Origin of the sequence: Brevibacillus laterosporus (genome assembly GCF_030489605.1) — a bacterium.
GTDB classification, from domain to species: domain Bacteria; phylum Bacillota; class Bacilli; order Brevibacillales; family Brevibacillaceae; genus Brevibacillus_B; species Brevibacillus_B laterosporus_E.
Genome location: NZ_JAUKFY010000004.1, coordinates 92,029 through 114,333 on the forward strand (window position 1 = coordinate 92,029; position 22,305 = coordinate 114,333).

Annotated in this window: 17 protein-coding genes and 1 pseudogene; 2 read left to right on the forward strand and 16 right to left on the reverse strand. The window is 41.0% G+C overall.

Annotation, left to right across the window (positions count from 1 at the left end):
- Nucleotides 1–38: 38 nt before the first annotated feature.
- The 9 genes and pseudogenes from fabD to QZ995_RS05805 form a co-directional block, all read right to left on the reverse strand.
- Nucleotides 39–1,295 carry an ACP S-malonyltransferase gene (fabD, locus tag QZ995_RS05765; protein ID WP_301804239.1) on the reverse strand — a complete coding sequence of 419 codons (1,257 nt, stop codon included), beginning with the start codon at nucleotides 1,293–1,295 and terminating at the stop codon, nucleotides 39–41.
- Nucleotides 1,296–1,403: 108 nt separating this feature from the next.
- The gene (gene sbnA / locus QZ995_RS05770; protein ID WP_301804242.1) at nucleotides 1,404–2,354 is read right to left on the reverse strand and encodes a 2,3-diaminopropionate biosynthesis protein SbnA; all 951 of its coding nucleotides are present in this window, start codon (nucleotides 2,352–2,354) and stop codon (nucleotides 1,404–1,406) included.
- A 542-nt stretch (nucleotides 2,355–2,896) separates the two neighbouring features.
- The gene (fabG, locus tag QZ995_RS05775; protein ID WP_301804245.1) at nucleotides 2,897–3,655 is read right to left on the reverse strand and encodes a 3-oxoacyl-ACP reductase FabG; all 759 of its coding nucleotides are present in this window, start codon (nucleotides 3,653–3,655) and stop codon (nucleotides 2,897–2,899) included.
- A 93-nt stretch (nucleotides 3,656–3,748) separates the two neighbouring features.
- Nucleotides 3,749–5,635: pseudogene (locus QZ995_RS05780) on the reverse strand (6-bladed beta-propeller); the annotation flags it as partial.
- A 1-nt stretch (nucleotide 5,636) separates the two neighbouring features.
- A complete protein-coding gene (locus QZ995_RS05785) occupies nucleotides 5,637–6,680 on the reverse strand; it encodes a 3-oxoacyl-ACP synthase (protein ID WP_301804249.1) in 1,044 nt (347 codons plus the stop codon).
- A complete protein-coding gene (locus QZ995_RS05790; RefSeq protein ID WP_301804251.1) occupies nucleotides 6,677–7,090 on the reverse strand; it encodes a MaoC family dehydratase in 414 nt (137 codons plus the stop codon). Before QZ995_RS05790 ends, QZ995_RS05785 begins: the two co-directional genes overlap by 4 nt.
- Nucleotides 7,091–7,109: 19 nt before the next feature.
- A complete protein-coding gene (locus QZ995_RS05795; RefSeq protein ID WP_301804254.1) occupies nucleotides 7,110–8,669 on the reverse strand; it encodes an o-succinylbenzoate--CoA ligase in 1,560 nt (519 codons plus the stop codon).
- Between the two features lie 19 nt (nucleotides 8,670–8,688).
- Nucleotides 8,689–9,273, reverse strand: coding sequence for a TetR/AcrR family transcriptional regulator (locus QZ995_RS05800; RefSeq protein WP_301804854.1), 585 nt, complete (start codon nucleotides 9,271–9,273; stop codon nucleotides 8,689–8,691).
- A 168-nt stretch (nucleotides 9,274–9,441) separates the two neighbouring features.
- Nucleotides 9,442–9,702 carry a hypothetical protein gene (locus tag QZ995_RS05805; protein ID WP_301804257.1) on the reverse strand — a complete coding sequence of 87 codons (261 nt, stop codon included), beginning with the start codon at nucleotides 9,700–9,702 and terminating at the stop codon, nucleotides 9,442–9,444.
- 159 nt (nucleotides 9,703–9,861) lie between these two features.
- Between QZ995_RS05805 and QZ995_RS05810 the strand changes: the two genes are divergently transcribed.
- Nucleotides 9,862–10,059 carry a hypothetical protein gene (locus QZ995_RS05810; protein WP_301804260.1) on the forward strand — a complete coding sequence of 66 codons (198 nt, stop codon included), beginning with the start codon at nucleotides 9,862–9,864 and terminating at the stop codon, nucleotides 10,057–10,059.
- 812 nt (nucleotides 10,060–10,871) lie between these two features.
- Here QZ995_RS05810 and QZ995_RS05815 read toward each other — a convergent pair.
- A complete protein-coding gene (locus tag QZ995_RS05815; RefSeq protein ID WP_301804263.1) occupies nucleotides 10,872–11,522 on the reverse strand; it encodes an anthranilate synthase component II in 651 nt (216 codons plus the stop codon).
- A 283-nt stretch (nucleotides 11,523–11,805) separates the two neighbouring features.
- On the opposite strand from QZ995_RS05815, the gene pabB reads away from it, so the two are divergent.
- A complete protein-coding gene (pabB, locus tag QZ995_RS05820; protein ID WP_301804267.1) occupies nucleotides 11,806–13,347 on the forward strand; it encodes an aminodeoxychorismate synthase component I in 1,542 nt (513 codons plus the stop codon).
- Between the two features lie 280 nt (nucleotides 13,348–13,627).
- Here the strand turns inward: pabB and sucD are convergent, their stop codons facing one another.
- From sucD to QZ995_RS05850, 6 genes are all read right to left on the reverse strand, one after another.
- Nucleotides 13,628–14,530, reverse strand: a complete 903-nt coding sequence (sucD, locus tag QZ995_RS05825) for a succinate--CoA ligase subunit alpha (protein ID WP_003336193.1) — start codon at nucleotides 14,528–14,530, stop codon at nucleotides 13,628–13,630.
- A 20-nt stretch (nucleotides 14,531–14,550) separates the two neighbouring features.
- A complete protein-coding gene (gene sucC / locus QZ995_RS05830) occupies nucleotides 14,551–15,711 on the reverse strand; it encodes an ADP-forming succinate--CoA ligase subunit beta (RefSeq protein WP_301804287.1) in 1,161 nt (386 codons plus the stop codon).
- Between the two features lie 143 nt (nucleotides 15,712–15,854).
- Nucleotides 15,855–17,096 (reverse strand): 2-oxoglutarate dehydrogenase complex dihydrolipoyllysine-residue succinyltransferase, encoded by a 1,242-nt coding sequence (gene odhB, locus QZ995_RS05835; protein WP_301804289.1) that lies wholly within the window; start codon nucleotides 17,094–17,096, stop codon nucleotides 15,855–15,857.
- A 5-nt stretch (nucleotides 17,097–17,101) separates the two neighbouring features.
- Entirely contained in the window at nucleotides 17,102–19,948 is a 2,847-nt protein-coding gene (locus QZ995_RS05840; RefSeq protein WP_301804292.1) for a 2-oxoglutarate dehydrogenase E1 component, read from the reverse strand.
- A gap of 165 nt (nucleotides 19,949–20,113) precedes the next feature.
- Nucleotides 20,114–21,574 (reverse strand): DASS family sodium-coupled anion symporter, encoded by a 1,461-nt coding sequence (locus tag QZ995_RS05845; RefSeq protein ID WP_301804295.1) that lies wholly within the window; start codon nucleotides 21,572–21,574, stop codon nucleotides 20,114–20,116.
- A 257-nt stretch (nucleotides 21,575–21,831) separates the two neighbouring features.
- Nucleotides 21,832–22,305, reverse strand: a complete 474-nt coding sequence (locus QZ995_RS05850; RefSeq protein ID WP_301804298.1) for a cupin domain-containing protein — start codon at nucleotides 22,303–22,305, stop codon at nucleotides 21,832–21,834.

A 22,305-nucleotide genomic window follows, 5' to 3' on the forward strand; every position in this document is an offset into this window, starting at 1 on the left:
TTCCCATAGTAAAGGTGACGGTACAATCAATTTTCAAATCAGTAATTCTGAAACTCAGGAAGCAGATAGCCCGTCCCCGTTTCTTCTAAAATTTCCTCAAAACGTTTTTTCTGTTCTTCAGTTGGAGTTTTTTTGGTTAAAAATACCGATGTCAGCATTTCAAGGGCTTCACGCATTTGTTGTACAGTCGGTTCTGCACCTGTCTGTTCCAGCTCATTTTGTAGCTTTTGAATCCGTCGATATGGCTCAATCACACCTTTTTGATACTCTTCAGCATCCATATTTCGATTTGGTGTTGCAACAGCAACAGCTAGGCATTTTGTAATTACGCTAGGAATAAATGGTTGATAATCCGTCGGGAATCCCATCATTTCTTTCACACCAACCACATCCTGTGCTACATCATATGAATAGGCAAGTACATCAGGATATTCCTTTTTCATTAAATTGCGCAAGACCTTATTCGGTCCAAACTCAATTACTTTTCGAATGCCCTTTTGGTATAAAAACTGCATAGTGGCAAGCCATTGAACCGGTGCCGTCACTTGTGTCGTTAAATGTTCTACAATTTGATCACTGCTTGTGTATGGCTGCCCATCGACATTCGCAATGACAGAATATCGCATAGGCTGATAGCGATATTTTTGAAGCTCCGTCTGTAAAGAGGAAGCAACTGATTGCATCAGTGGACTGTGGAACGGGGCACTGACACGCAAGAATATGACTGTAGCACCCGTCTGTTCAAGTTTTTTTGCTACCTTTTCAATCGCTTGGCGATGACCGGAAATAACTACTTGACGTGAGGAATTAATGTTAGAAAGATTCGCAAAGTTCGCCTCATCTGAACATTCATAACAAACCTTTTCAATGTCTGCCTTGTCTATTCCCGAAACAGACGCCATCGCTCCAGTTCCTTGAGCCGTTATTTCCTGCATTAGAAGACCGCGCTTATGAACTAAACGAACTGCTTGGGAAAAATTCATTGCTCCACCGCAAACAAGTGCAGAATATTCACCTAAGCTGTGTCCAGCGACAAAACGAGGCTTGATACCTATCTCCTGCATATAAACACGCCAAAGAGCAATACTTGTGGCTAAAATAGCTGGTTGAGCATTAGCCGTTTTGGTCAGTTCCTCAAGATCGCCTTCGAAGCATAGTTTACGTAAATCAAAGCCTAGAATCTGCTCGGCCTCTTCAAAGGTCCTTCTAGCAATGGCATAATGATCGCATAGCTCTTTTCCCATATTGACATATTGTGATCCTTGTCCAGAAAACACAAATGCTAAATCTCTCATGTATTCATCACTCCCCCATTATGTATTTTGGTTTACTAGTCATAAATAACGCCCCCAAAAATAGATGCTTGATGATAGATAATCGTGATGGGACGTTTTATCTCGTTATTATTGATGTAAGCAGAATTTTTCTACCCAATCTTTGTTATAAATTGTATCCACATAAGATAAACCGCTATCAGGACAAATAAAGACTACATTCGGCGGTGTTTGAAATGTCTTGTCTGCAAAATAATGCTGTATAGCATAATAGGAGCTGCCCGATGAGCCTCCTGCAAATAAAGCGTGCTTTTCTAGCAGTTCGTGACAGCCTTGGATTGCTCGATACTCTGGTACATGAATGACCTCGTCGATCATAGCCTCCTTCAGTATTTCTGGGACCATGCTAGATCCAATCCCCGGAATAAAGCGTTTTTTGGGACTATTCCCAAATATCACTGATCCCTCTGTATCTACTGCAATAACCTTAACGAATGGAAACTTTTCTTTTAATCTGCGGGATACACCAGCAATGGTTCCACACGAGCTAACACCGATAAACACATAATCCAGATGTTCAAAGGCGTCTGCAATTTCCCTGCCTAATCCATGATAATGGGCAAGGAAGCTATCCCTGTTTGCATATTGATTTGTCCAAAATGAATCTTTGATTGTACGTAGAAGTTCATTGACTTTTCTTATTCGATTTAATAAATAACCACCAGTCTCATCTCGTTCAGTTACTTTCATTACCTTTGTAGCAGTGATACGTAAAATCTTTTCGTATATCTCGTTAATATTATTATCAATAATAGGTATAAAGGGAACTTCGAGTTTTTTACATAAATAGGCTAATGCAATGCCAAAATTTCCGGAAGTAGATTCAATTACAGTAGTAGTAGAGGTGATTTCGCCTCTCTCAATCGCAGATTTTAATATGTAATAAGCCGGCCGAACTTTCACACTTCCACTATAATTCTGAAATTCCAGCTTGGTATAAAGGTTAATCGTATCGCTTTTCAAATGCAAAAGAGGTGTATCACCAATAAATGACTGTAGCTCGTCTAGTTTTGATAGCATAAATTACCTCTCCCTTTGGATTCGTATTGCCCCCATGCAACACTTCGCTTGCATTCTTTTTCATAAAAGTGCATGCTGATTAAGCTATCACCTTCAATCAAACAAAATAAAGTACTCTGGCTACTTTCTGTTAAAAGCGAATAATCAAAAATTGAATTATGAGTAAATTCGCAACAAACGACAATATCTTCACATTCCTGCTATGAAATAAAATTACTTTTTCAGATAATATTTACTATAAAAGCATATTATTGAAAAATTTTTTCCATATTTTTAATATACCTAAACTTTCCAGCGATGTCTATATCACGAAAAGCCAAAATTTACTATATTCACTTTTTTCCAAAAAGATAATTCTTTTATTATTATGAAAAAATAGGCCATCATTGAATTTTAAGAATATATTATAAATAAACGCTCCCTTATCTTTTATATATAAAATTTTTCCTCCAGTGTTTTTTTATCTAATAAAGAAATTATTAATTTTTGTTAATAAAGCGCGTCATCTCTCCCAGAGATCAGCGCGCTTTATCGTTACATGTTCAAATAGACAGTCCGCCATCCACTTCTAATACAGTACCGTTTACATAATCTGCATCCTCTGAAGCTAAAAATAGGTATGCTTTTGCAATATCAGATGGCTTCCCAAGACGGTGTAAAGGGATTTGGGCAACTAAATTTGTCAGTACCTTCTCGGGTACCTTTAGAGCCATTGAAGTTTCAATAAAGCCGGGCGCGACCGCATTGACCGTGATTCCCTTTTTCCCTAGTTCCTTAGCCCAAGTTTTAGTCAGGCCAATTACTCCTGCTTTCGATGCAGCATAGTTGGTTTGGCCAATATTGCCAGCACAGCCGACAATGGATGATGTATTAATAATTTTACCCGAGCCTTTTTCGATCAAATGCGGAGTGACTGCTTTTGTGCAGTAGAAAACCCCATTCAGGTTAACATTTATAACCTGTTGCCATTGTTCTACCGTCATTTTTGCTAGCATAGCATCCTGCGTAATACCCGCATTGTTAATTAGAATGTCCACAGTGGAAAATGCTTCGATTACGCTTTGTACCAGCTTCTCGACACTCTCCATATTTGAGACATCTACCTGTACATATCTAACATGCTCAAAACCAGCCTGCTGGCACTCTTCCAATAAGGTGATTCCCGCGCTTTGATTATAATCCGCGATGACCACCTTTGCGCCTTCAGCTAAAAACAGCTTCACCGTCTCTTTACCTATACCATCGGCTCCTCCTGTTACGATTGCTACTTTACCTTGCAGCCTCTGTGTATTACGACTCATAGCAACTGTTTCTCCTCTCTATCAGCTATTTGGAGTATATTCACTCGATAAATCAACATGCACCACATTTTTACTCCGATGGTCCGATGGGACGAATTTTTGAATCCGTTGCAGCAGCCCATCTGCAATCCAAAGTGCTCCTGACGAATCAATCCCTAATCCCTGCGGAGAGAAAAAATGTCCGTCTGCTCCACTAAAATGCCCCCACTCCTCAAGAAACCTTCCCTCTTGATCGTACAATTCCATCCGATTGTTCGAGGTATCCGTGACATAGACACGATCCTGTTTATCTATGGCAATACCGATTGGGAGGAACAAATCCCCTTTTCCTTCCTTCCAACTTCCCAATGGGTCTGTTGCACCTGCGCCACCATTTGTTCCCCATTTAGCTAGAAAACGGCCGCTATTATCAAATTTCTGAATCCGGTGATTATTCCGATCCACCACATATATGTTGTCTTTTGAATCAATCGCCAATTGCATTGGCTGGTTAAATTGGCCGTCTTTTGTTCCTTTTTGGCCCCATTCTTTCATATAGATGAAAAATGGATTAAATTTTTGAATACGATGATTAAGTGTATCAGCGACAAAAATGTTTCCTTTACTATCAACTGCTACTCCTGCTGGAAATTGAAAAAAACCGCTGAGATAGCCCATCGACCCATAGGTAGCTACAAAGACACCTGTGTTGGTAAATTTCTGAATGCGGTGATTCACAGAGTCAGCAACATAAACAAATCCGTAGGCATCTATAGCGACCTGGCGTGGAACGATAAATTGACCAGGCAAACTGCCAAAAGCATTGGGGCCGCCATTTCCGAATTTATTGCCCCATTTTCCAACCAGCACTCCATTGGAATTATACTTTAAAATCCTGTGGTTAAATGAATCTGCCACAAAGATATTGCCGCTTTTGTCAATTTCCACATCAAAAGGACCCGCGTACTGCTTTTTGTCACCACGAGAATTTCCGATAAAGCGATCTAATACAGCACTCAAAGCAGAGTCTTTATAGACAACAATCCGATTATTCCCCGTATCTGTTACGTAGAACGTTCCATCCCCATCCGGCAACACCTGATTTGGATAGATTAAAATCGGAAATAGTCCAACAGTATACAAAAAGCGATCTTGCTGATCAAATTTCATGATACGATTGTTAAAGGTATCTGCCACGTAGAATGCACCTGATAAAGAATCGAAATTAATGCCTCTCGGAAAATTAAACTGGTAGGGTCCAAGGCCAGACTCACCTTTTCCAATCTGTCTTTGAAACTTACCTTTATCATTAAAAACCTGTATTCGATTATTAAATGTGTCAGCAATGTATACCTCATCAGTCGGACTAATTGCGATTCCTTGCGGGAGGGCAAGCTCCCCTTGTCCTTTACCGTATGTGCCAATCGTTAGTAAATACGTCCCAGCCTGATCAAACTTTTGGACACGATGATTATATTCATCCGTAACATAATAGTTATTCTTGCTGTCAACCGCTAGCTCACGTGGAAAGCCAAACTCTCCTTCCCCCTTCCCACGGGTTCCCCAGCTTTTTACAAAATGGAATTGATGATCAAACTTTTGTATCCGATAATTCCCCGTATCTGCTACTAGAATATTACCCTCCTTATCAATAGCGACTCCAAACGGCATGTTGAACTTTCCAGGTTTGTCGCCAAGACCGCCGAAGGTCTCTAGTACCTTACCAGACTTATTCATTTTCACAATCCGATGATTCCCCATATCAGCCACATATATGTTGCCAGTACGATCCTTTGCCATAGCGACTGGCGTTCGAAACATCGAAGGATCATCTGCTTCACTTCCCCAAACTTCCGAATACGTAAAGCTTGAGGCAAAAGCAGGTGACACCACTGGGAAAAATAAGGAAAACGAACAGATTACCGCAAGCAGCTTGGTTACGAAAAGCGTATGAATCCTTGATCGCTTATGACAAAAAGGGCGATTTTCCGGGCTTTTCATATTAGTAATCCTCACCTCTCCATTCAAGAACAGTAGCTGCCCAGGTATATCCCGTACCAGCACTTACTGCTACTACAGTGTCTCCTTTATGCAACAGATGCTTCTCCTGTGCAAAATGCAAACCAATGCATGGGTCTAATGCTGACATATGTCCATGGTGATCTAAATAAATCGCCTGATCCTCAGCTAAGCCTAGCCGTTGTAATAACTCTCTATACATGGAACGCTTGGTATGCAGCGGTAAAAGCAGCTTTATATCCTGAATGGTCTTTTTGCTCTTTTGTAGTGCTCGTTCTATCACTTCCACAAAAGTAGAAACGGATACGGGATCAAGACGCTCCTTCATACTGGAAGGGTTCGTTACGTCAATATAGTGGAGACGATTTTCCACCGTATCGTGGCTTGCCGGATTTTTACTGCCACCCCCAGGTACCTTGACATCATCGTGAAATGATCCATCCGTTATCATCGCTGATTGTAAAATTCGACTCTTAGAAGCTCCGCGTGTAACCAATGCGGCAGTTCCGCCATCAGCGAAGTTAAACATGAACCGGGATCGCGGATTTTCGTAATCAATAATATGTGATTCTTTACATCCAGCAACAAGCAGAATATTCCGAATGCTGTTGTCAGCCGTTAGCATATCCTTTGCTACCTTTAAAGCGATAGGAAAACAGGAGCTTACATTCATAATTTCAAAAGCATAGGCGTTTGTAGCCCCTAGCTCATGCTGAATTTTAGCTGCACACGACCATACGTAATAATCCTTGTGTGGGCTGCCAAAATAGATAATGACATCAAGCTCTTCCGGACTAATTTTCTTTCCTACAAATGATTTAGCAGCTGCTACCGCCAGATCAGATGCGTGAAGCGTGTCATCTGCTACATGTTTTTCATAAAGTCCAAACTTTTCTATGATAACTGATGCAGGAATACCCGTTTTTTGCGCGAGCATCTCTGCTGTTTCTATGTGAGGGGGGAAATAAACACCCGTTTCCTCAATCCCGATAGTAACACTTGCTATGTTACTCTGTTTTCTATTCATATCTTCTCCCCTTCTTTTGGCACCACCATAATAGCTATCCCAGTAAGAACTACTATGCCGTGCTGATTCGTGCATTCTGTTACTAAAGTTAACATTCTTCGTGCTTCATTAAACTCTTTTACAGTAGCAGTCGCTGTGATGGTATCTCCAATAAACACAGGAGCCTTAAATTGCAAGGTCTGATCCTTATAAACAGACCCTTTACCTGGCAAATGCATTCCTAGTAAACGGGATAACAGACTAGCTGTTAGCAGTCCATGGGAAATTCTCTGTCCAAACCGCGTATCACCTGCATATTCCTTATCAACATGGATGGGATTGTAATCCCCGCTTAATCCAGCAAACATCACGAAATCTGTTTCTGTCATGGTTCGGCTAAATGAGGCACTCTGTCCAATCTTAAAACTCACTGTGCAGTCACCTTCCTTATCAAGGTTTTGATTCTATCCTTTGCAAAGCAGTTTTATTGATCTTGCCTGTCGCATTTCGAGGCAATTCAGGTAAAAAGACAAAATATTTAGGTATTTTATATTTTGCGATTCTCGTTTGACACGCATGCTGAAGCATTTCCTCTGTAAGCGTAGCGCCTTCTTTTATGACTACAAAAGCCTTTGCCACCTCACCCCATTTCTCATCTGCTACACCAACCACAGCCACTTCAGCTACTTCCGGTAACGAGTCAATCGCTTTCTCTACCTCTAAAGGATAAATATTTTCGCCACCGGATATAATCATTTCCTTACGACGTCCAGCAATATAGAGGAAGCCCTCTTCATCCCTTCTTGCTAAATCACCTGTATAAAACCAGCCATTGCGCATTGCCTTTGCCGTCTCATTGGGTAAATTCCAATACTCCTTCATCACATGTGGACCTTTTATTGCCAGTTCGCCTACTTCCCCGTTTGGCACCTCCTGATCATGCTCATCCACCAGCTTAATTTCACAAAACAGAACAGGCTTGCCAATAGAGCCAACCTTATGGTGTGCGTCCTCAGCTGAAAGCATACAAACAGTGGGGGATGTCTCGGTTAGACCAAAACCCTGTCCAAAAGGGAGACCTCGGTCTTGATAATACAAAATCAGCTCATGTGGACAAGGGGCGCCTCCATTATAAAACCAGCGGACGGAGCTTAGGTCTGTAGTGGGAAATAATTCACTCCTTCTAAGTGCATCATGAATGGCAGGAACCCCCATGACGATTGTCACTTGATACTGTTGGATCATTTCTAAGGCTTTGTCTGGATGAAACCTGCCCAAAATAACAATGCTTCCTCCTGCAAACAACGTTGGAAAAGCAAACAGTCCAATTCCACCGATATGAAATAAAGGCAGTAATACAATGGAACGATCACTCGAAGTAATATCTAAAGAGGTCAAATTATGGATCGCATTCCAAAACATATTTTCTTGTGTTAATACGGCTCCTTTTGGGCGTCCTGTGGTGCCAGAGGTATAGCAAATGAGATAAGGTTCTTTAGCATTTATCTTTTCAAAAATGAGAGGTTCGCTTGATAACAGATTGACAGCGTTTTCAAAATCAGCTTCAATAGCAATGGCTGCTCGATTTAGTGCTTCTTCACCGGAAAAATGTTTCTTGTGATCCATCCAGATAATCTGTCTCAAACTCACCTTCGTTTCCAGTTGCTTGATGACAGGCTGAAATTCATGTTGTGTAAACAATACATTTGTCCCACTATCCTCTAGCTGATAAGCAAGCTCATTTGCGGTCAATCTTATATTCAGCGGAACCGCAATACCGCCCAGCTTAGCAATAGCAAACAATAATACTACATAAGACAGACTATTTTGTGCTAAAATCCCTACTCGGACTCCAGCTTCGACGTCACATTCCTGTTGAAGAAACCGGGCGAACTGATTCACCTTTTGTCCCATTTCCTTATACGTAAGCTGTTGTTCTTCTGTAATGATGGCTATTCGATTAGGAGTATTCTGTGCTCGCTGGTCAATCCAGAAAGCAATCCCTTGCATAGACATCCTCCTTTCCTGATTACTTGTTCTCAGCTTGTTTCCCCATACCTTGCAGAATAAAACTCATCGCTGTTTCAAATACCTCTATCGGCACCTCTTGATTTTCCCAATAAACCCATCTCATGCCTAAAAACTGTCCAATTGACATCAGACAATAAGCTAATGTCTCCTTGTCTAGTGAGCGAAAAGCCTTCTCCTCCATTGCAGCAGTCAAGCTTTTGATAAAGCCACTCGCCAGCTTATCATAGTACCAGCGATACAACGCCTCATCTACTAACACAGCCTGCTGTACGATCCCGTATAGGTTCCGATGCTCTTTTACCCAACGAAAAAATGCTTGGAAGCCAAGTCGCAAAGCTTCTTCATGGGAATGAGCTTTTGCCACCTCCAGCTTGATTTTGGAACGTAAATCACGGCTTAGTTGTCTGATTAGCTCTTCATAAATTGCTTTTTTAGAAGAAAAGTAATTATAAAAAGTGCCTTGAGCTACTTGGGCCTCTTGGGTAATCATAACGATGGACGCTTCATAATACCCATTTGCACCAAAGACCTGTTCGGCTGCCGTCAATAATTTTTGTTTGGTTTCTAGCCCTTTTTTTGTCATGTGTGCCGTGGCTGTTTGCCCTAGCTCTCGCTTTGTTTCTGACACCTGAATCACCTCTCAGTTTTTATTATAATTAATTTTCAGATTTTTTCAACATTATTATCTCTTAAAAAGAAAAAGGACAAAGTGCAGATTATTCTGACTCACCCCATCCCTTTCCTATGCTAGTTAGCTTATAGGTTTGACCTTATCTAGATATTGAGCATCTCCATTTTCTAAGGTGATATCCGGCTCTCTTGGTGAACTCTTTTCCTCATCAATTTTATACGGCTCCGTTTTTAATACTTCCCTGCCTTCTATGATTACCGGTGTAACTTTAACAACAAATCTCTTGCCATCTATCCGCTCGAAAGGAGCATGCCCGCTCTTTTTCATATTTGTATACATTTTTTTGTCCTTGATTTGTTTAAAAGAAAACTCTAATCCCATCAGTTTTCTCCTGATGAGACTATTAGGGCATATAAACTTAGATTAGGTAACATAAAACACCTCTACCCTATTAATTGGAATCAAATTGCTGATTTAATCAATAAGGAAACGGGTGAAAATTTTAGTGGGTCCAAGTATCTGAGATGATTCTTTCCATAAATGGAAGGCTATAATGACGCTCTTTCTGCTGGTGTCAACAATGAAGAACAATTAAAAGAAATAGAAAATCAACAAAGAGAATTGGAAAAGGAAAAAATACAGCTTCAGGATCAAAGTCGTGAGTATATAAATCTTTCACGCTATGATTCTCATTCTGAACATCTTAGAAATGAGATTTTAAAGGCTGCTATAATATAGATAATATAAATAGGTGAAGGCGGGGGATAATGGGTACTTATTTATCTACTTCCAGTAAGCTTACCATCTATATTTGCTACCCCTTCATTTCCAATTGCACCACACGAATTTTAGACTGCTAAGCTCCCATTTCGATATTCTAAACTTTCTCTGGTTGCTTAACTTCGTTTCTTAATCTAGTTAATAAGCTACGTTTGCTTCTTTCCATTCGTCTAGATTCATTACTCTCCTGTTTCTAACATGAATAGCTGGTTTGTGATGCACGGTCAATTCCGTTTTCAATAAGGAACCTGTACTCTTTATTATACATCTTTCAGGCAACGACACATAATTTGAAATACAATTGAGTTAAACAATTCTATTTATAAAATGACACCTATTAAAAGGTGTCAAGTAAAGTTAGACAAATTGAAGTCTATTGCTACGTGAAGAAATCCAACCTCTGTTAAAAAAGTTGAACTAAGGTCAGCATAGTACGTTGAAATCGGCAATCTTGATTTGGCAAGCAACAAGGGATCAAAACTTTACATGTTATGAATCTTGGTAATATGGTATCTGGACTTATCCATGTATCTGTTAGAGTGCAATCATCTGAAGATGTTATTTCTCAAACTAAAATGGTTGCTGAAACTATTAGTGAAATGCTTGTTAAAAGGCAAAAACCTCAGGAATGATCTAAGTTGAAAAGCTTTCTGCACTAGTCTGGACATCCGATTCTATGAATAAGCTGCTAAAATAAAAAATCCCCTCCCATGCGCAAACTAATGCTATCAGGAAGGGAATCTTCATCATGCAACCACATGATGTTCAACTTACATGACTAGACATTTTGGATGTAAGGTTTCATTCTCAGAGTCCTCTGGCTGTCCTTTTTCTGAAGAATGATATTTTCTGGTCAGCTCTGTAAAGTTTTCAACTAATTGCTGCCCAAATTCAGTACAAATTGACTCAGGATGGAACTGTACTCCCCAAACAGGCCGTTCTTTATGGCGCAATCCCATAATGATGCCATCACCTGTCCATGCCGTTTTCTCAAGGCATTCAGGGAGCCTATCCTCAACTATTAAAGAGTGATAACGGACCACCTGAAAACTTTGTGGAATTCCTCTAAACAACGCTGAATCATTATGCCATATGTTGCTCAATCTCCCGTGCATCGCCTCTGGTGCATGAATGATTTTTGCACCAAATATATGACCGATTCCCTGATGTCCCAGACAGACCCCAAAAATGGGAACTTCAGCGTTAAGCAAGGCGTCTTTGCAAATCCCAAAATCCTTTACATTTGTAGGGGTTCCTGGTCCAGGTGAAATGACAATGTTATCAAACGACAGGTTCTCTAATTCCGACCATGTAAATTGATCGTTACGGACGACTGTTGGCAACACTCCACTTGTAGACGCGAAAAGTTGATAAAGATTGAACGTATAGGAATCATAGTTGTCAATTAATAAAGTCTTCACAGTCTTTACTCCTCTCCACTGCAAAAGGGCATCCCCACATTGACTGGGATTATTTTTTCGTAAATGTATCGTTTCAGGAAACTTGCTGTATCAATCATACGCGAATTTAGACTATCAATAAATCTTTTTAGGATAAGTAATTCCATCCAGATGCCCTTGATGCTTTTACAAGTCTTTTGGACTTCTCAAAAAATATTTTTGCAATAGGGATCTGTTTTATGTAACTATCTAAGGGAGGAATTTTCCTGTACACAATAATTACGTGACTAACATATACAAGGAGATGTGTATTTTGTCTAACATTTCACCTCATTCAATTGTCCCTCAGGGAATATCACGCAAAAAGACAGATACATTGCCAACTGTCAAGGTTATCAGCCGAAAATTAACGATGTATGTAGAACCAGAAAGAGTCTTTCTTCATTTATTCTCAAAAGAAGCATATACATACTGGCTGGATAGCAGTCGCGTAGAATCTAATTTATCCCGTTTTTCATTTATGGGAACAAACGATGGTCCATTAAGCCGGGTTATTTCCTATGAAACAGCGACCAAGCAGATCAAAATAAAACATTCTACAGGACAAAATGAAATCACTGAGAGCATTTTTGATTATTTAGACCGGGAATTATATAGCATGCAACAAGAATCTACTGACTTGCCTTTTGATTTTAACGGAGGGTTCGTTGGTTACTTTGGCTATGAATTAAAAGCAGAATGCGGCGCATCCCTACACCACACCGCAGCAACCCCTGACGCAATGTTTATCTATGCCGATCGGCTGATTGCTTTTGATCATCAGGAAAAGTGTATGTATTTGGTTAGCATTGTCCCAATTAATGATCTTGCTTTAGCTGACCAGTGGTTTGAAAGTATGGAACAAAAACTAAAAAACCTTCCCCTTCAGCCAGCTTTAGAAATTCCAGATACAGGTGATGCCAACCACCCGCTTTCCTTTCAATTAAGTCAATCACATTCACAATATGTAGATAGCATAGAAGCGTGCAAGCAATATATTTTGGATGGTGAAACATATGAAATTTGTTTAACTAACAGAATCCATACGCAGGAGAATTTCGATCCATTGTTGACATATCGAATTCTACGCGAGATTAATCCAGCTCCTTACTCTGCTTTTTTCAAGTTTCACGACCTAAGTATCCTATGCTCATCTCCAGAAAGATTTCTAAAAATCGATCAAAATCGGTTGGTTGAGGCCAAGCCTATAAAAGGTACAATAGCACGCGGCTCTGATTTTGAGGAGGATAGGCGTCTTGCAGAAAAATTACGCAGCAGTGAAAAAGACAGGGCCGAAAATCTCATGATTGTTGACCTTTTGCGCAATGATTTAGGGCTAGTATGTGAACCAGGAAGCGTTCATGTTCCCAAATTAATGGCCATTGAATCCTATCAAACGGTACACCAGATGGTATCTACAATTCAAGGAACGCTTAGACCTGAGCTGTCAGCAATCGATTGCATACGTGCTGCTTTTCCCGGAGGTTCAATGACCGGGGCTCCGAAATTGCGCACAATGACATTCATCGACGAATTGGAAACCAACGCTCGGGGCATCTATTCCGGAGCTATTGGATTTCTCGGATTAAACGGGACAATTGATCTCAACATTGTTATACGAACCATTGTAATGTCCCCACAAACGACGACAATAGGTGTAGGAGGCGCCATTGTAAGTCTCTCTGATCCAGAACAGGAATTTGAAGAAATTTTGTTAAAAGGACATGCTTTGATCAAGGCTCTAACGATTTCACGTTACGGCAAATTTGACGATCAGCTATGGAGGTTGCATGAGACGAAGTCCTAAATTGCGTATATAACCCGAAGATCAGCGCTTAGAACATGAATGGAACAAAACAGCTCTGATGTATTTACTTTATTACCATTTATTTTATCAGCTATTTATCATCGTACCTTTTTGATGGCGAGACTGTTGTGAAAATGACAGTAACTCTCCTTCAAAAAGGGGATTCACTGAATAAATCAATGCTTTTAACGTCAAATAATATAAAAAGGATAGAGCCAAGCTTTTATCTGCTCGCTCTATCCTTTTACAGCCCCTAATCTACTAGCTTAGCTAGATACGATTAGTGAGTTTTACACTTGTCATATAGGCCTTTTTCTTTTAATACGGAAATTAATAGCTCACCCATTACTGCAGGAGTCTCCGCTACCTTAATACCGCATTCGTTCATGACACGGATTTTTTCATCTGCTGTTCCTTTACCACCAGAGATGATAGCACCAGCATGTCCCATACGTTTTCCAGGAGGTGCTGTGCGTCCACCGATAAAGCCTACTACTGGTTTAGTTGCATGCTCTTTTACCCAAAGAGCCGCTTCCTCTTCAGCTGTACCGCCGATCTCACCGATCATAATGATCGCATATGTTTCCGGGTCTTCATTAAAAGCTTTTAGCACATCGATAAAGTTCGTGCCATTTACCGGGTCTCCGCCAATTCCAACTGCTGTCGATTGACCGATGCCTTCAACAGTTAATTGGTGTACCGCTTCGTACGTTAAAGTACCAGAACGGGATACGATTCCTACATGGCCTTTTTTATGAATATAGCCAGGCATAATACCGATTTTGCACTCATCCGGAGTAATGACACCCGGGCAGTTTGGACCTACTAGGCGAGTTTTCTTGCCTTCCATGTAGCGTTTTACTTTAACCATATCAAGAACTGGAATATGCTCCGTGATGCAAATAACCAAATCTAATTCAGCGTCAACCGCTTCTAGGATCGCATCTGCCGCAAAACGAGCTGGTACATAAATAACGGAAGCTGTTGCACCAGTGCTCTCAACTGCTTCTGACAAGGTGTTGAATACAGGTACGCCTTCTACCTCTGTACCACCTTTACCAGGAGTTACCCCACCTACGATTTTGGTTCCGTATTCCAACATTTGTTTTGTATGGAACAACGCTGTTGAACCTGTAATACCTTGGACGATTACCTTTGTATCTTTATTAATAAATACGCTCACTTATTTTTTCCCCCTAACCATTAACCCACGAGTGATACAATCTTTTGAGCGCCGTCTGCCATTGAATCAGCAGAGGTAATGTTTAAACCAGAGTCTTTTAGGATCTGTTTGCCCAATTCAACATTTGTACCTTCCAGACGAACAACCAATGGAACTTCAAGGCTCAATTGTTTCGCCGCTTCAACTACGCCAGTAGCAATAATGTCACACTTCATGATACCGCCAAAGATATTAACAAAGATTCCTTTTACATTTTTATCAGACAAAATGATTTTAAAGGCTTCCGTTACTTTCTCAGCAGTAGCACCGCCCCCTACATCAAGGAAGTTGGCAGGATCTCCGCCAAAGTGTTTGATAATATCCATCGTAGCCATTGCCAGACCTGCACCATTTACCATGCAACCGATGTTACCATCTAGGGAAATATAGCTTAAATCATACTTGGATGCTTCGATCTCTTTTGGATCTTCTTCTTCCAAATCTCTATAATCCATGATGTCTTTATGGCGGTACAGTGCATTGGAGTCAAAATTCAATTTTGCATCCAATGCCATTACGTTGCCGTCACCTGTTACAACTAATGGATTGATTTCAGCGATAGAGCAATCTTTTTCAACAAAGGCAGTGTACAAAGCAGTCATGAACGCTGCAGCTTTATTGATCAGCTCTGCAGGAATATTGATGTTAAATGCTAGGCGTCTAGCTTGGAATGGCGTTAAACCAACTACTGGATCAATATATTCTTTAAAGATTTTTTCAGGCGTTGCGGCTGCTACCTCTTCGATCTCTGTGCCGCCTTCCTCGGAGCCCATCAATACCACACGAGAAGTAGCTCTGTCTAAAACTAGACCTAAATAATATTCTTTTTTAATATCGCAGCCTTCTTCAATTAAAAGGCGTTTTACTTCTTTACCCTCTGGACCTGTTTGATGAGTTACCAACGTTTTGCCCAGAATTTCGCTTGCGTAAGCTTTTACTTCATCCAGAGACTTCGCTACTTTTACGCCGCCAGCTTTACCGCGTCCACCTGCGTGGATTTGAGCTTTTACTACACATACTTTTGTACCTAGTTCTTTTGCTGCTTCTACGGCCTCTTCAACTGTGAAAGCTACTTTCCCGTTTGGAACAGTAACCCCATATTGTCGCAGAACCTCTTTTCCTTGATACTCATGAATGTTCATCTATTATCCTCCTGTTACCTGGTAGGAACCATTGTAATTCAACTATCTTGTACTACTTGCTTATAATAGGGGTCTGCCCCTTCCTCTCACTTGCTTCACCGCGCTCAGGCAAAGAAGAGGCAGACCGTATTCACACGTGGATGTTAGCCTTCTAGCAATAGAGATTCTGGATCTTCCAATAGATTTTTCACTGTTACTAAGAAACCTACTGCTTCCCGACCGTCAACAATTCTGTGATCGTAGGAAAGTGCGATATACATCATCGGTCTGTTTTCCATACGGTCTTGATCAATCGCCACTGGACGAGTCTGGATTGTATGCATCCCGAGAATACCTACCTGTGGAGCATTTAGAATTGGGGTAGACAATAGTGAACCGAATACGCCGCCGTTTGTAATCGTAAAGGTTCCGCCTTGCAAGTCAGACAAGGCTAGTTTGTTTTCTCTTGCTTTTACAGCCAAATCGCCAATTCCTTTTTCAATTTCAGCAAAGCTCATACGATCTGCATCGCGAACGACTGGGACTACCAAGCCTTCCGGTGCAGACACAGCAATACCGATATCATAGAATTTCTTCACTACGATTTCATCGCCTTGAATCTCAGCGTTTAGGAGCGGGTATTTTTTCAACGCTCCAATAACAGCTTTCGTAAAGAAGGACATAAAGCCAAGTTTTACATTATTTTTCTTTTCAAATGCATCTTTACGTTTGTTGCGTAATGCCATGATCGCTGTCATATCTACTTCGTTAAAAGTAGTTAGCATCGCTGCAGTCTGTTGTACTTCTACTAAGCGTTTTGCAATCGTTTGACGGCGGCGAGACATTCTTTGACGTTCAACTGGTTTAGCAGGGTTAACCTCTTCAGCCTGCGGTTGTGCTTTTGGAGCAGGAGCTGCTTGTTTTGGTGCAGCCACTTGCTGACTTGGGTCAAAGGTAGAAACATCTTGTTTGCGAACGCGGCCTAACGGATCGATTGTAGCCACTTCATTAAGATCAATTCCACGTTCTCTAGCATGCTTTCTAGCTGCTGGAGAAGCTACTACAGATTGTTTACTTTCTTCTTGAGTAACAGCCGGTTGCGCTTTGACTTCTGGCGCAGGTTGAGAAGTTGGCTTTGGTTTGCTTTCCGCTTTTGGTGTTGATGCTGCCCCAGCTTCATCAATAACTGCGATGGTTTCACCCACTTTAACGGTGTCACCCTCTTCTTTTAATACTTGCGTTAACACACCTTCATTTTCAGCGATAATTTCTACGTTTACTTTATCGGTTTCCAATTCAAGCAGGATATCCCCCATGGCTACTGCTTCACCTTGCTGTTTAAGCCATTTACCTACTGTTCCCTCTGAAATGGATTCTGCTAATTCTGGTACTTTTACCTCTGCCATCTCTATCACACCCTTACCAAGTTTCTAGTAACACTTTGTGCAAGAATACGTTGTTGTTCTTTTTTATGAGCAACTGGATCTCCTTCTGACGGACTTGAGCGTCTCATGCGTCCGTTGTAGGATACATTTACTCCTTTTGGTGCTAGTGCTTTTAAACGTGGTTCAACAAAAGTCCATGCTCCCATGTTTCTTGGCTCTTCCTGTGTCCAAACAATTTCACGCAGGTTTTTGTATTTTCCAATGATCTCGTTGATTTTTTCTGTTGGGAACGGGTATAGTTCCTCAACTCGAACAATTTGCAACCAATCAAATTTTCCGACGTCCGCTACCTGATCGGACAAATCAACAGCCATTCTTCCTGTGCAGAATACCAGACGATCTACTGCTTCAGGTTTTTGTCCCAAACCTGGCTGCTCGATAACCGTTTTAAACTCCCCGTTGGTGAATTCATCAATAGCTGATCCCGCAGAAGGATTACGCAGCAAGCTCTTCGGTGACATAATCACCAATGGTCTTACCTCGTCTTTTTTTAACATGGCAGCCTGTCTTCTTAAGATATGGAAATACTGAGCAGAAGAAGAAAGATTAGCTACTGTCCAGTTGTTTTCCGCAGAAAGCTGTAAGAAACGTTCCAGTCTCGCACTGGAGTGTTCAGGTCCTTGACCTTCATATCCATGTGGCAGCAGCATCACAAGACCTGATTTCTGACCCCATTTTGCACGGCCTGCTGAAATATATTGGTCAAATATTACTTGAGCCGTATTGGCGAAATCCCCGAACTGTGCTTCCCACAATACAAGCGTTTCAGGAGCAAAAACATTATAACCATATTCGAATCCGAGTACGGCGTATTCAGACAATGGACTGTTGCGCACCTCAAAAGAAGCTTTTGCTGCTGGCAATCTGTGCAATGGAGAATACGTTTCACCCGTCTTGGAATCATGTAGTACTAGATTGCGGTGAGAGAACGTACCACGTTCAGAATCTTGACCGCTTAAACGGATAGGTGTTCCGTCTTCTAATATAGTGGAGAATGCCAGAACTTCTGCATGTGCCCAATCAATCTTTCCGTTATCCGTAAAGACCTGCTGACGACGGGATAAGATTTTTTCTAATTTATCAAAGACATGGAACCCCTCAGGCCATTTTAATAAATCCGCGTTAATCTCTGTCAGTCTTTTCAAATCAACAGAGGTTTTAACCTTTGGATAACCAATTTTGACCGCATCTGGTAGATCCGGAATCAAGCCAGAGTCATCATGTGCTTTGTTTACTTTCTCATAAGCTTTTACAAATGCTTGTTTAACCGTTTCTTCTATCGCTTCAATTTGCTCTTTAGACAGCTCGTTTCTTTCGATTAAACGCTCTTTGTAGATTTGAGTAATCGTTGGATGTTTACGAACCACGATGTAGGTCATCGGATTTGTCGCCATTGGTTCATCCATTTCGTTATGGCCAAGACGTCTATACCCTATCAGGTCAATCAGTACATCCTTGTAAAATTTGCTACGATATTCGAAGGCTAATTTTGCGGCCGCAATGCATGCTTCAGGATCATCAGCATTCACATGAATAATGGGAATTCCGTACCCTTTGGCAAGATCGCTCGCATATCTGGTGGATCTGGAATCTTCGCTTTCCGTGGTGAAACCAACACGGTTGTTAGCGATGATGTGCACTGTTCCACCTGTTTTATAGCCTTTGATACCGGAGTAGTTTAGAGTCTCTGCCACTACACCTTGCCCTGGGAAGGCAGCGTCACCGTGAACAAGAATAGACATCGCTTTGTTTACAGCCTGTTTTGGATAGCCTGCTTGAGAGCGATCATCCTGAGCTGCTCTTGTGTAGCCCTGCACGATAGAACCAGACACTTCCAAGTGACTTGGATTGTGCGCCATCGTGATGCGTGTGGTTTTATCACCATTCTTAATCTCTTTCACTGCTCCAAAGTGATACTTAACATCACCTGTCCAGCCGACATGAGCTTCCTGGGCCTTGTCCAGCTTTTCTTTTGGTGAGTGCTGGAATTGGCTGAAAATATCTTCGTAAGGTTTACCCAGCACGTGAGTTAGTACGTTTAAACGACCACGATGTGCCATTGAGATGGTTACATCGCTTGTGCCTGCTTGAACGGAGTGCTCCACGAGCTCATCAATGACAGGGACTAGGACATCCAAACCTTCTACGGAGAAGCGTTTGGCCCCTACAAACTGCTTGTGTAGAAATTTTTCAAAACCTTCTACCTCATTCAATCTTTTTAAAAGATCAGTCTTTTTCTGTAAAGAGAGTTCCTTAGTTACTTCGCCAGACTCAATCATACTTTGAATCCAAGCTTTTTCTTCTGCCTCATCCACATGTTGAAATTCAAAGGCAATATTGCTAGTGTACGTTTCTTTTAAATACTGGATCGCTTCCCAGCCATTAGCGAAACGTTCCGGCTGATGCTTGCAAATGAATTCAGCTGGAATATCTCGAAGATCAGCCTCGGTCAAACCATATTGATCCAAATTTAACAAATCCGCTTGTGGAGCTTGAGCTTCCAAAGGATAAAGATTAGCACCTAAGTGTCCAAACCCACGGATGGTATCTGCCAACTGAAGAGCAGCAACGAATTTCTTCATTTTTGCAAATGGTAACGTTCTTGGTGCGGAGCTTTCAGGTGTCATTTCCCGAGCATGAAGACCATTTTCTGGAAGAACCGGAGATCCCCAATTATCAAACAATTTTCGTAAGTCTGCAGGTACTTCTTCCGGATTTTCCATATAGATCTCATACTGCTCAAACACATAACCAAGATTCGGTCCATAAAATTCTGCCCAAGGGCTAGCTGGCAGTTTGTTATTCATACTCATTTGTAACCCTCCTACAGTCTTGTTGTGATCATGACCTGCACGAAATTGAGGTTTGTTGATCTCCTTTTATTTCAATTAAACTCCCATTTGGATGAAAATACCTAATCGAAGCGGTTTCAAATAGAAGGAGATCAATCCCATTAAACAATTTAAACCTTTTGCGTCCTAAAGTAAACCCATCCACTGCCAATAAGTCATACTAAATGCAATTATGAGAATAAAGCCCGCTATTGTAAGAGGTACACCCGACTTCACAAAGTCGCTGGTCGTAAAGGAACCTGTACCGTAAGCAAGCATATTTTGCGGTGCACTTACTGGTAATAGGAAGCCAAAACTAATGACAAACTGCTGGATTAAGACCATACCAGGCTTGTTAAACGTAGGCTCCATTGCGGTTACCAATGCAATAACAATTGGAATAAACGCAGACGCCAAGCTTGTTGCACTAGCAAATCCTAGGTGAATCAAAATGTTAAATAATGTTAATATGATAATAACCGTAATCACTGGCATAGCAGTTAAACCCATTGATTCAAACAGTCCTTTGGAAATCCACTGAGCTCCCTCTGTTTTTAATAAGAGGTTTCCTAGAGACATTCCCACCGCAAATACAATTAGCGTTCCCCATCCTACTTTTTGCTCTACCTGTTTCCAAGTATACACCCCAATGCCAGGGCATAAAAGGATGGCAACTGCCGCAAGTGTAATCGTAGTGGAATCCAATGCATGCAAGACTCCCTCTGTAGACCAAAGGAACAATAGAAGCAAAGAAACTATCATTAAACGCCACTCTTTTGGAGTTAGCTTTCCTAGCTCGGCCAATTGTTTTTTGATTAACTCTCGACCGTTTGGTATTTCACTAAGCTCTGGTTTGATTAATTTTGTCATCACAAAGTATAGGATGACAGACATGATAACAGCCCATGGAGCTGCATAAATGAACCATTCTCCCCAGGAAATATGGTAATTGAAAGCGGTTTCCATGAATCCCAAGGCAACCATATTCTGCGCTGCAGCCGTTTTAATCCCTATGTTCCATATTGAAATGGATTGGACTGTTGTAATCATCAGCAAGGCAGATAAACGGCTATTCTTTTCCAGCCCAAAAGCGGCTACCATTCCCATTAGGATTGGAATAATAGCACCTGCTCTAGCTGTTGCACTAGGCACAAACAAAGCAAGAACAATGCTTACAAGAATAGTTCCGAGTACGATATTGTTTGATTTGGATCCTACTTTTGATAGTACCAATAGAGCAATACGCTTATGCAAACCAGTAATTTCCATCGCTACAGCAAGGAACAATGCACCGGCCACTAACGCAACTGCTGAATTGCTAAAGCCTCCCAGTGCCATAGAAAGCGCTTTCTTTGTTGTGTACAGGACATTTGGGTCTTCAACTGTTGGCGAAAATCCGATTAAAACAGCAATAAGCCCAACGATTAAAGCCGCACTAACCGGATATGTAACCGCTTCCGTAACCCATAAAATAACGGCGAATGCAAGGATAGCTAGTGTTCTTTGACCAGCAAGTGGTAAGCTTTCTGGTGTTGGGAGTAACAGAATAATAACCAGTACAGCTAGTGCGATGCTTAACGAGATGATATTCTTTCGACTAAAGCTCACTATAATACCCCCCTTGTCTAGTTATAGTGTAACCAAGTTGTTACACTATAAATTATAACGAATAAAAGAATAAACAAGATGGTTTTATAATTTACTTTATTGTTTTATTATTTACCAAATTTAATTATATATGAATTCTACGGTATTTCCATAGCTGGAAACAAATAAAAGGCCGTCGATTTTACTCGACAACCTAATTATCAACTCAAATTTATTTTTTTAATGTTATTAATGTGCATTTCACACATATATTCGCTTTACTTTTGAGTAGCCCAATCCGCTGGATAAGTTACATACATAAAGCGAGCAAACTCAGGCACGGAGAATTGGATTTTGGTTCCTTTTGGAATTAAAATGATTTCTCCGGCTTTTGCGCTAACTTTGCGGCCATCAATGATGATTTCCAAGTACCCTTCTATTACATAATCAATTTCATCATAATTAAGGGTCCAATCAAAGGTTGTCTCTTTCATTTCCATAATTCCACAACCTAAGCGCGGGCTCTCTTCTAATGAAAATAGATCTTTGCAATATACGATATCTTCTTTATTGCCAGTATCCAAACGATCTTTTTCTGCTACACGCACAACTGGTAACGGTATAGAGGTAACACCACTACTATCCCGATGTTTTGGGAATTCTTCAGGAGCTGATGCTGTGGTAGCTCCTACTTTTTCAGTAATGATTTTACGGACAATTTCTTCAATGGCTTTAATATCTAAGTTTTCCAT

What these genes read in the sequence shown, in the direction of transcription:
- fabD (WP_301804239.1), bottom strand. Translation starts at nt 1,295, where the DNA reads ATGAGAGATTTAGCATTTGTGTTTTCTGGACAAGGATCACAATATGTC.
- sbnA (WP_301804242.1), bottom strand. Translation starts at nt 2,354, where the DNA reads ATGCTATCAAAACTAGACGAGCTACAGTCATTTATTGGTGATACACCT.
- fabG (WP_301804245.1), bottom strand. Translation starts at nt 3,655, where the DNA reads ATGAGTCGTAATACACAGAGGCTGCAAGGTAAAGTAGCAATCGTAACA.
- QZ995_RS05785 (WP_301804249.1), bottom strand. Translation starts at nt 6,680, where the DNA reads ATGAATAGAAAACAGAGTAACATAGCAAGTGTTACTATCGGGATTGAG.
- QZ995_RS05795 (WP_301804254.1), bottom strand. Translation starts at nt 8,669, where the DNA reads ATGCAAGGGATTGCTTTCTGGATTGACCAGCGAGCACAGAATACTCCT.
- QZ995_RS05800 (WP_301804854.1), bottom strand. Translation starts at nt 9,273, where the DNA reads ATGACAAAAAAAGGGCTAGAAACCAAACAAAAATTATTGACGGCAGCC.
- QZ995_RS05805 (WP_301804257.1), bottom strand. Translation starts at nt 9,702, where the DNA reads ATGGGATTAGAGTTTTCTTTTAAACAAATCAAGGACAAAAAAATGTAT.
- QZ995_RS05810 (WP_301804260.1), top strand. Translation starts at nt 9,862, where the DNA reads ATGGAAGGCTATAATGACGCTCTTTCTGCTGGTGTCAACAATGAAGAA.
- pabB (WP_301804267.1), top strand. Translation starts at nt 11,806, where the DNA reads ATGTGTATTTTGTCTAACATTTCACCTCATTCAATTGTCCCTCAGGGA.
- sucC (WP_301804287.1), bottom strand. Translation starts at nt 15,711, where the DNA reads ATGAACATTCATGAGTATCAAGGAAAAGAGGTTCTGCGACAATATGGG.
- odhB (WP_301804289.1), bottom strand. Translation starts at nt 17,096, where the DNA reads ATGGCAGAGGTAAAAGTACCAGAATTAGCAGAATCCATTTCAGAGGGA.
- QZ995_RS05840 (WP_301804292.1), bottom strand. Translation starts at nt 19,948, where the DNA reads ATGAGTATGAATAACAAACTGCCAGCTAGCCCTTGGGCAGAATTTTAT.
- QZ995_RS05850 (WP_301804298.1), bottom strand. Translation starts at nt 22,305, where the DNA reads ATGGAAAACTTAGATATTAAAGCCATTGAAGAAATTGTCCGTAAAATC.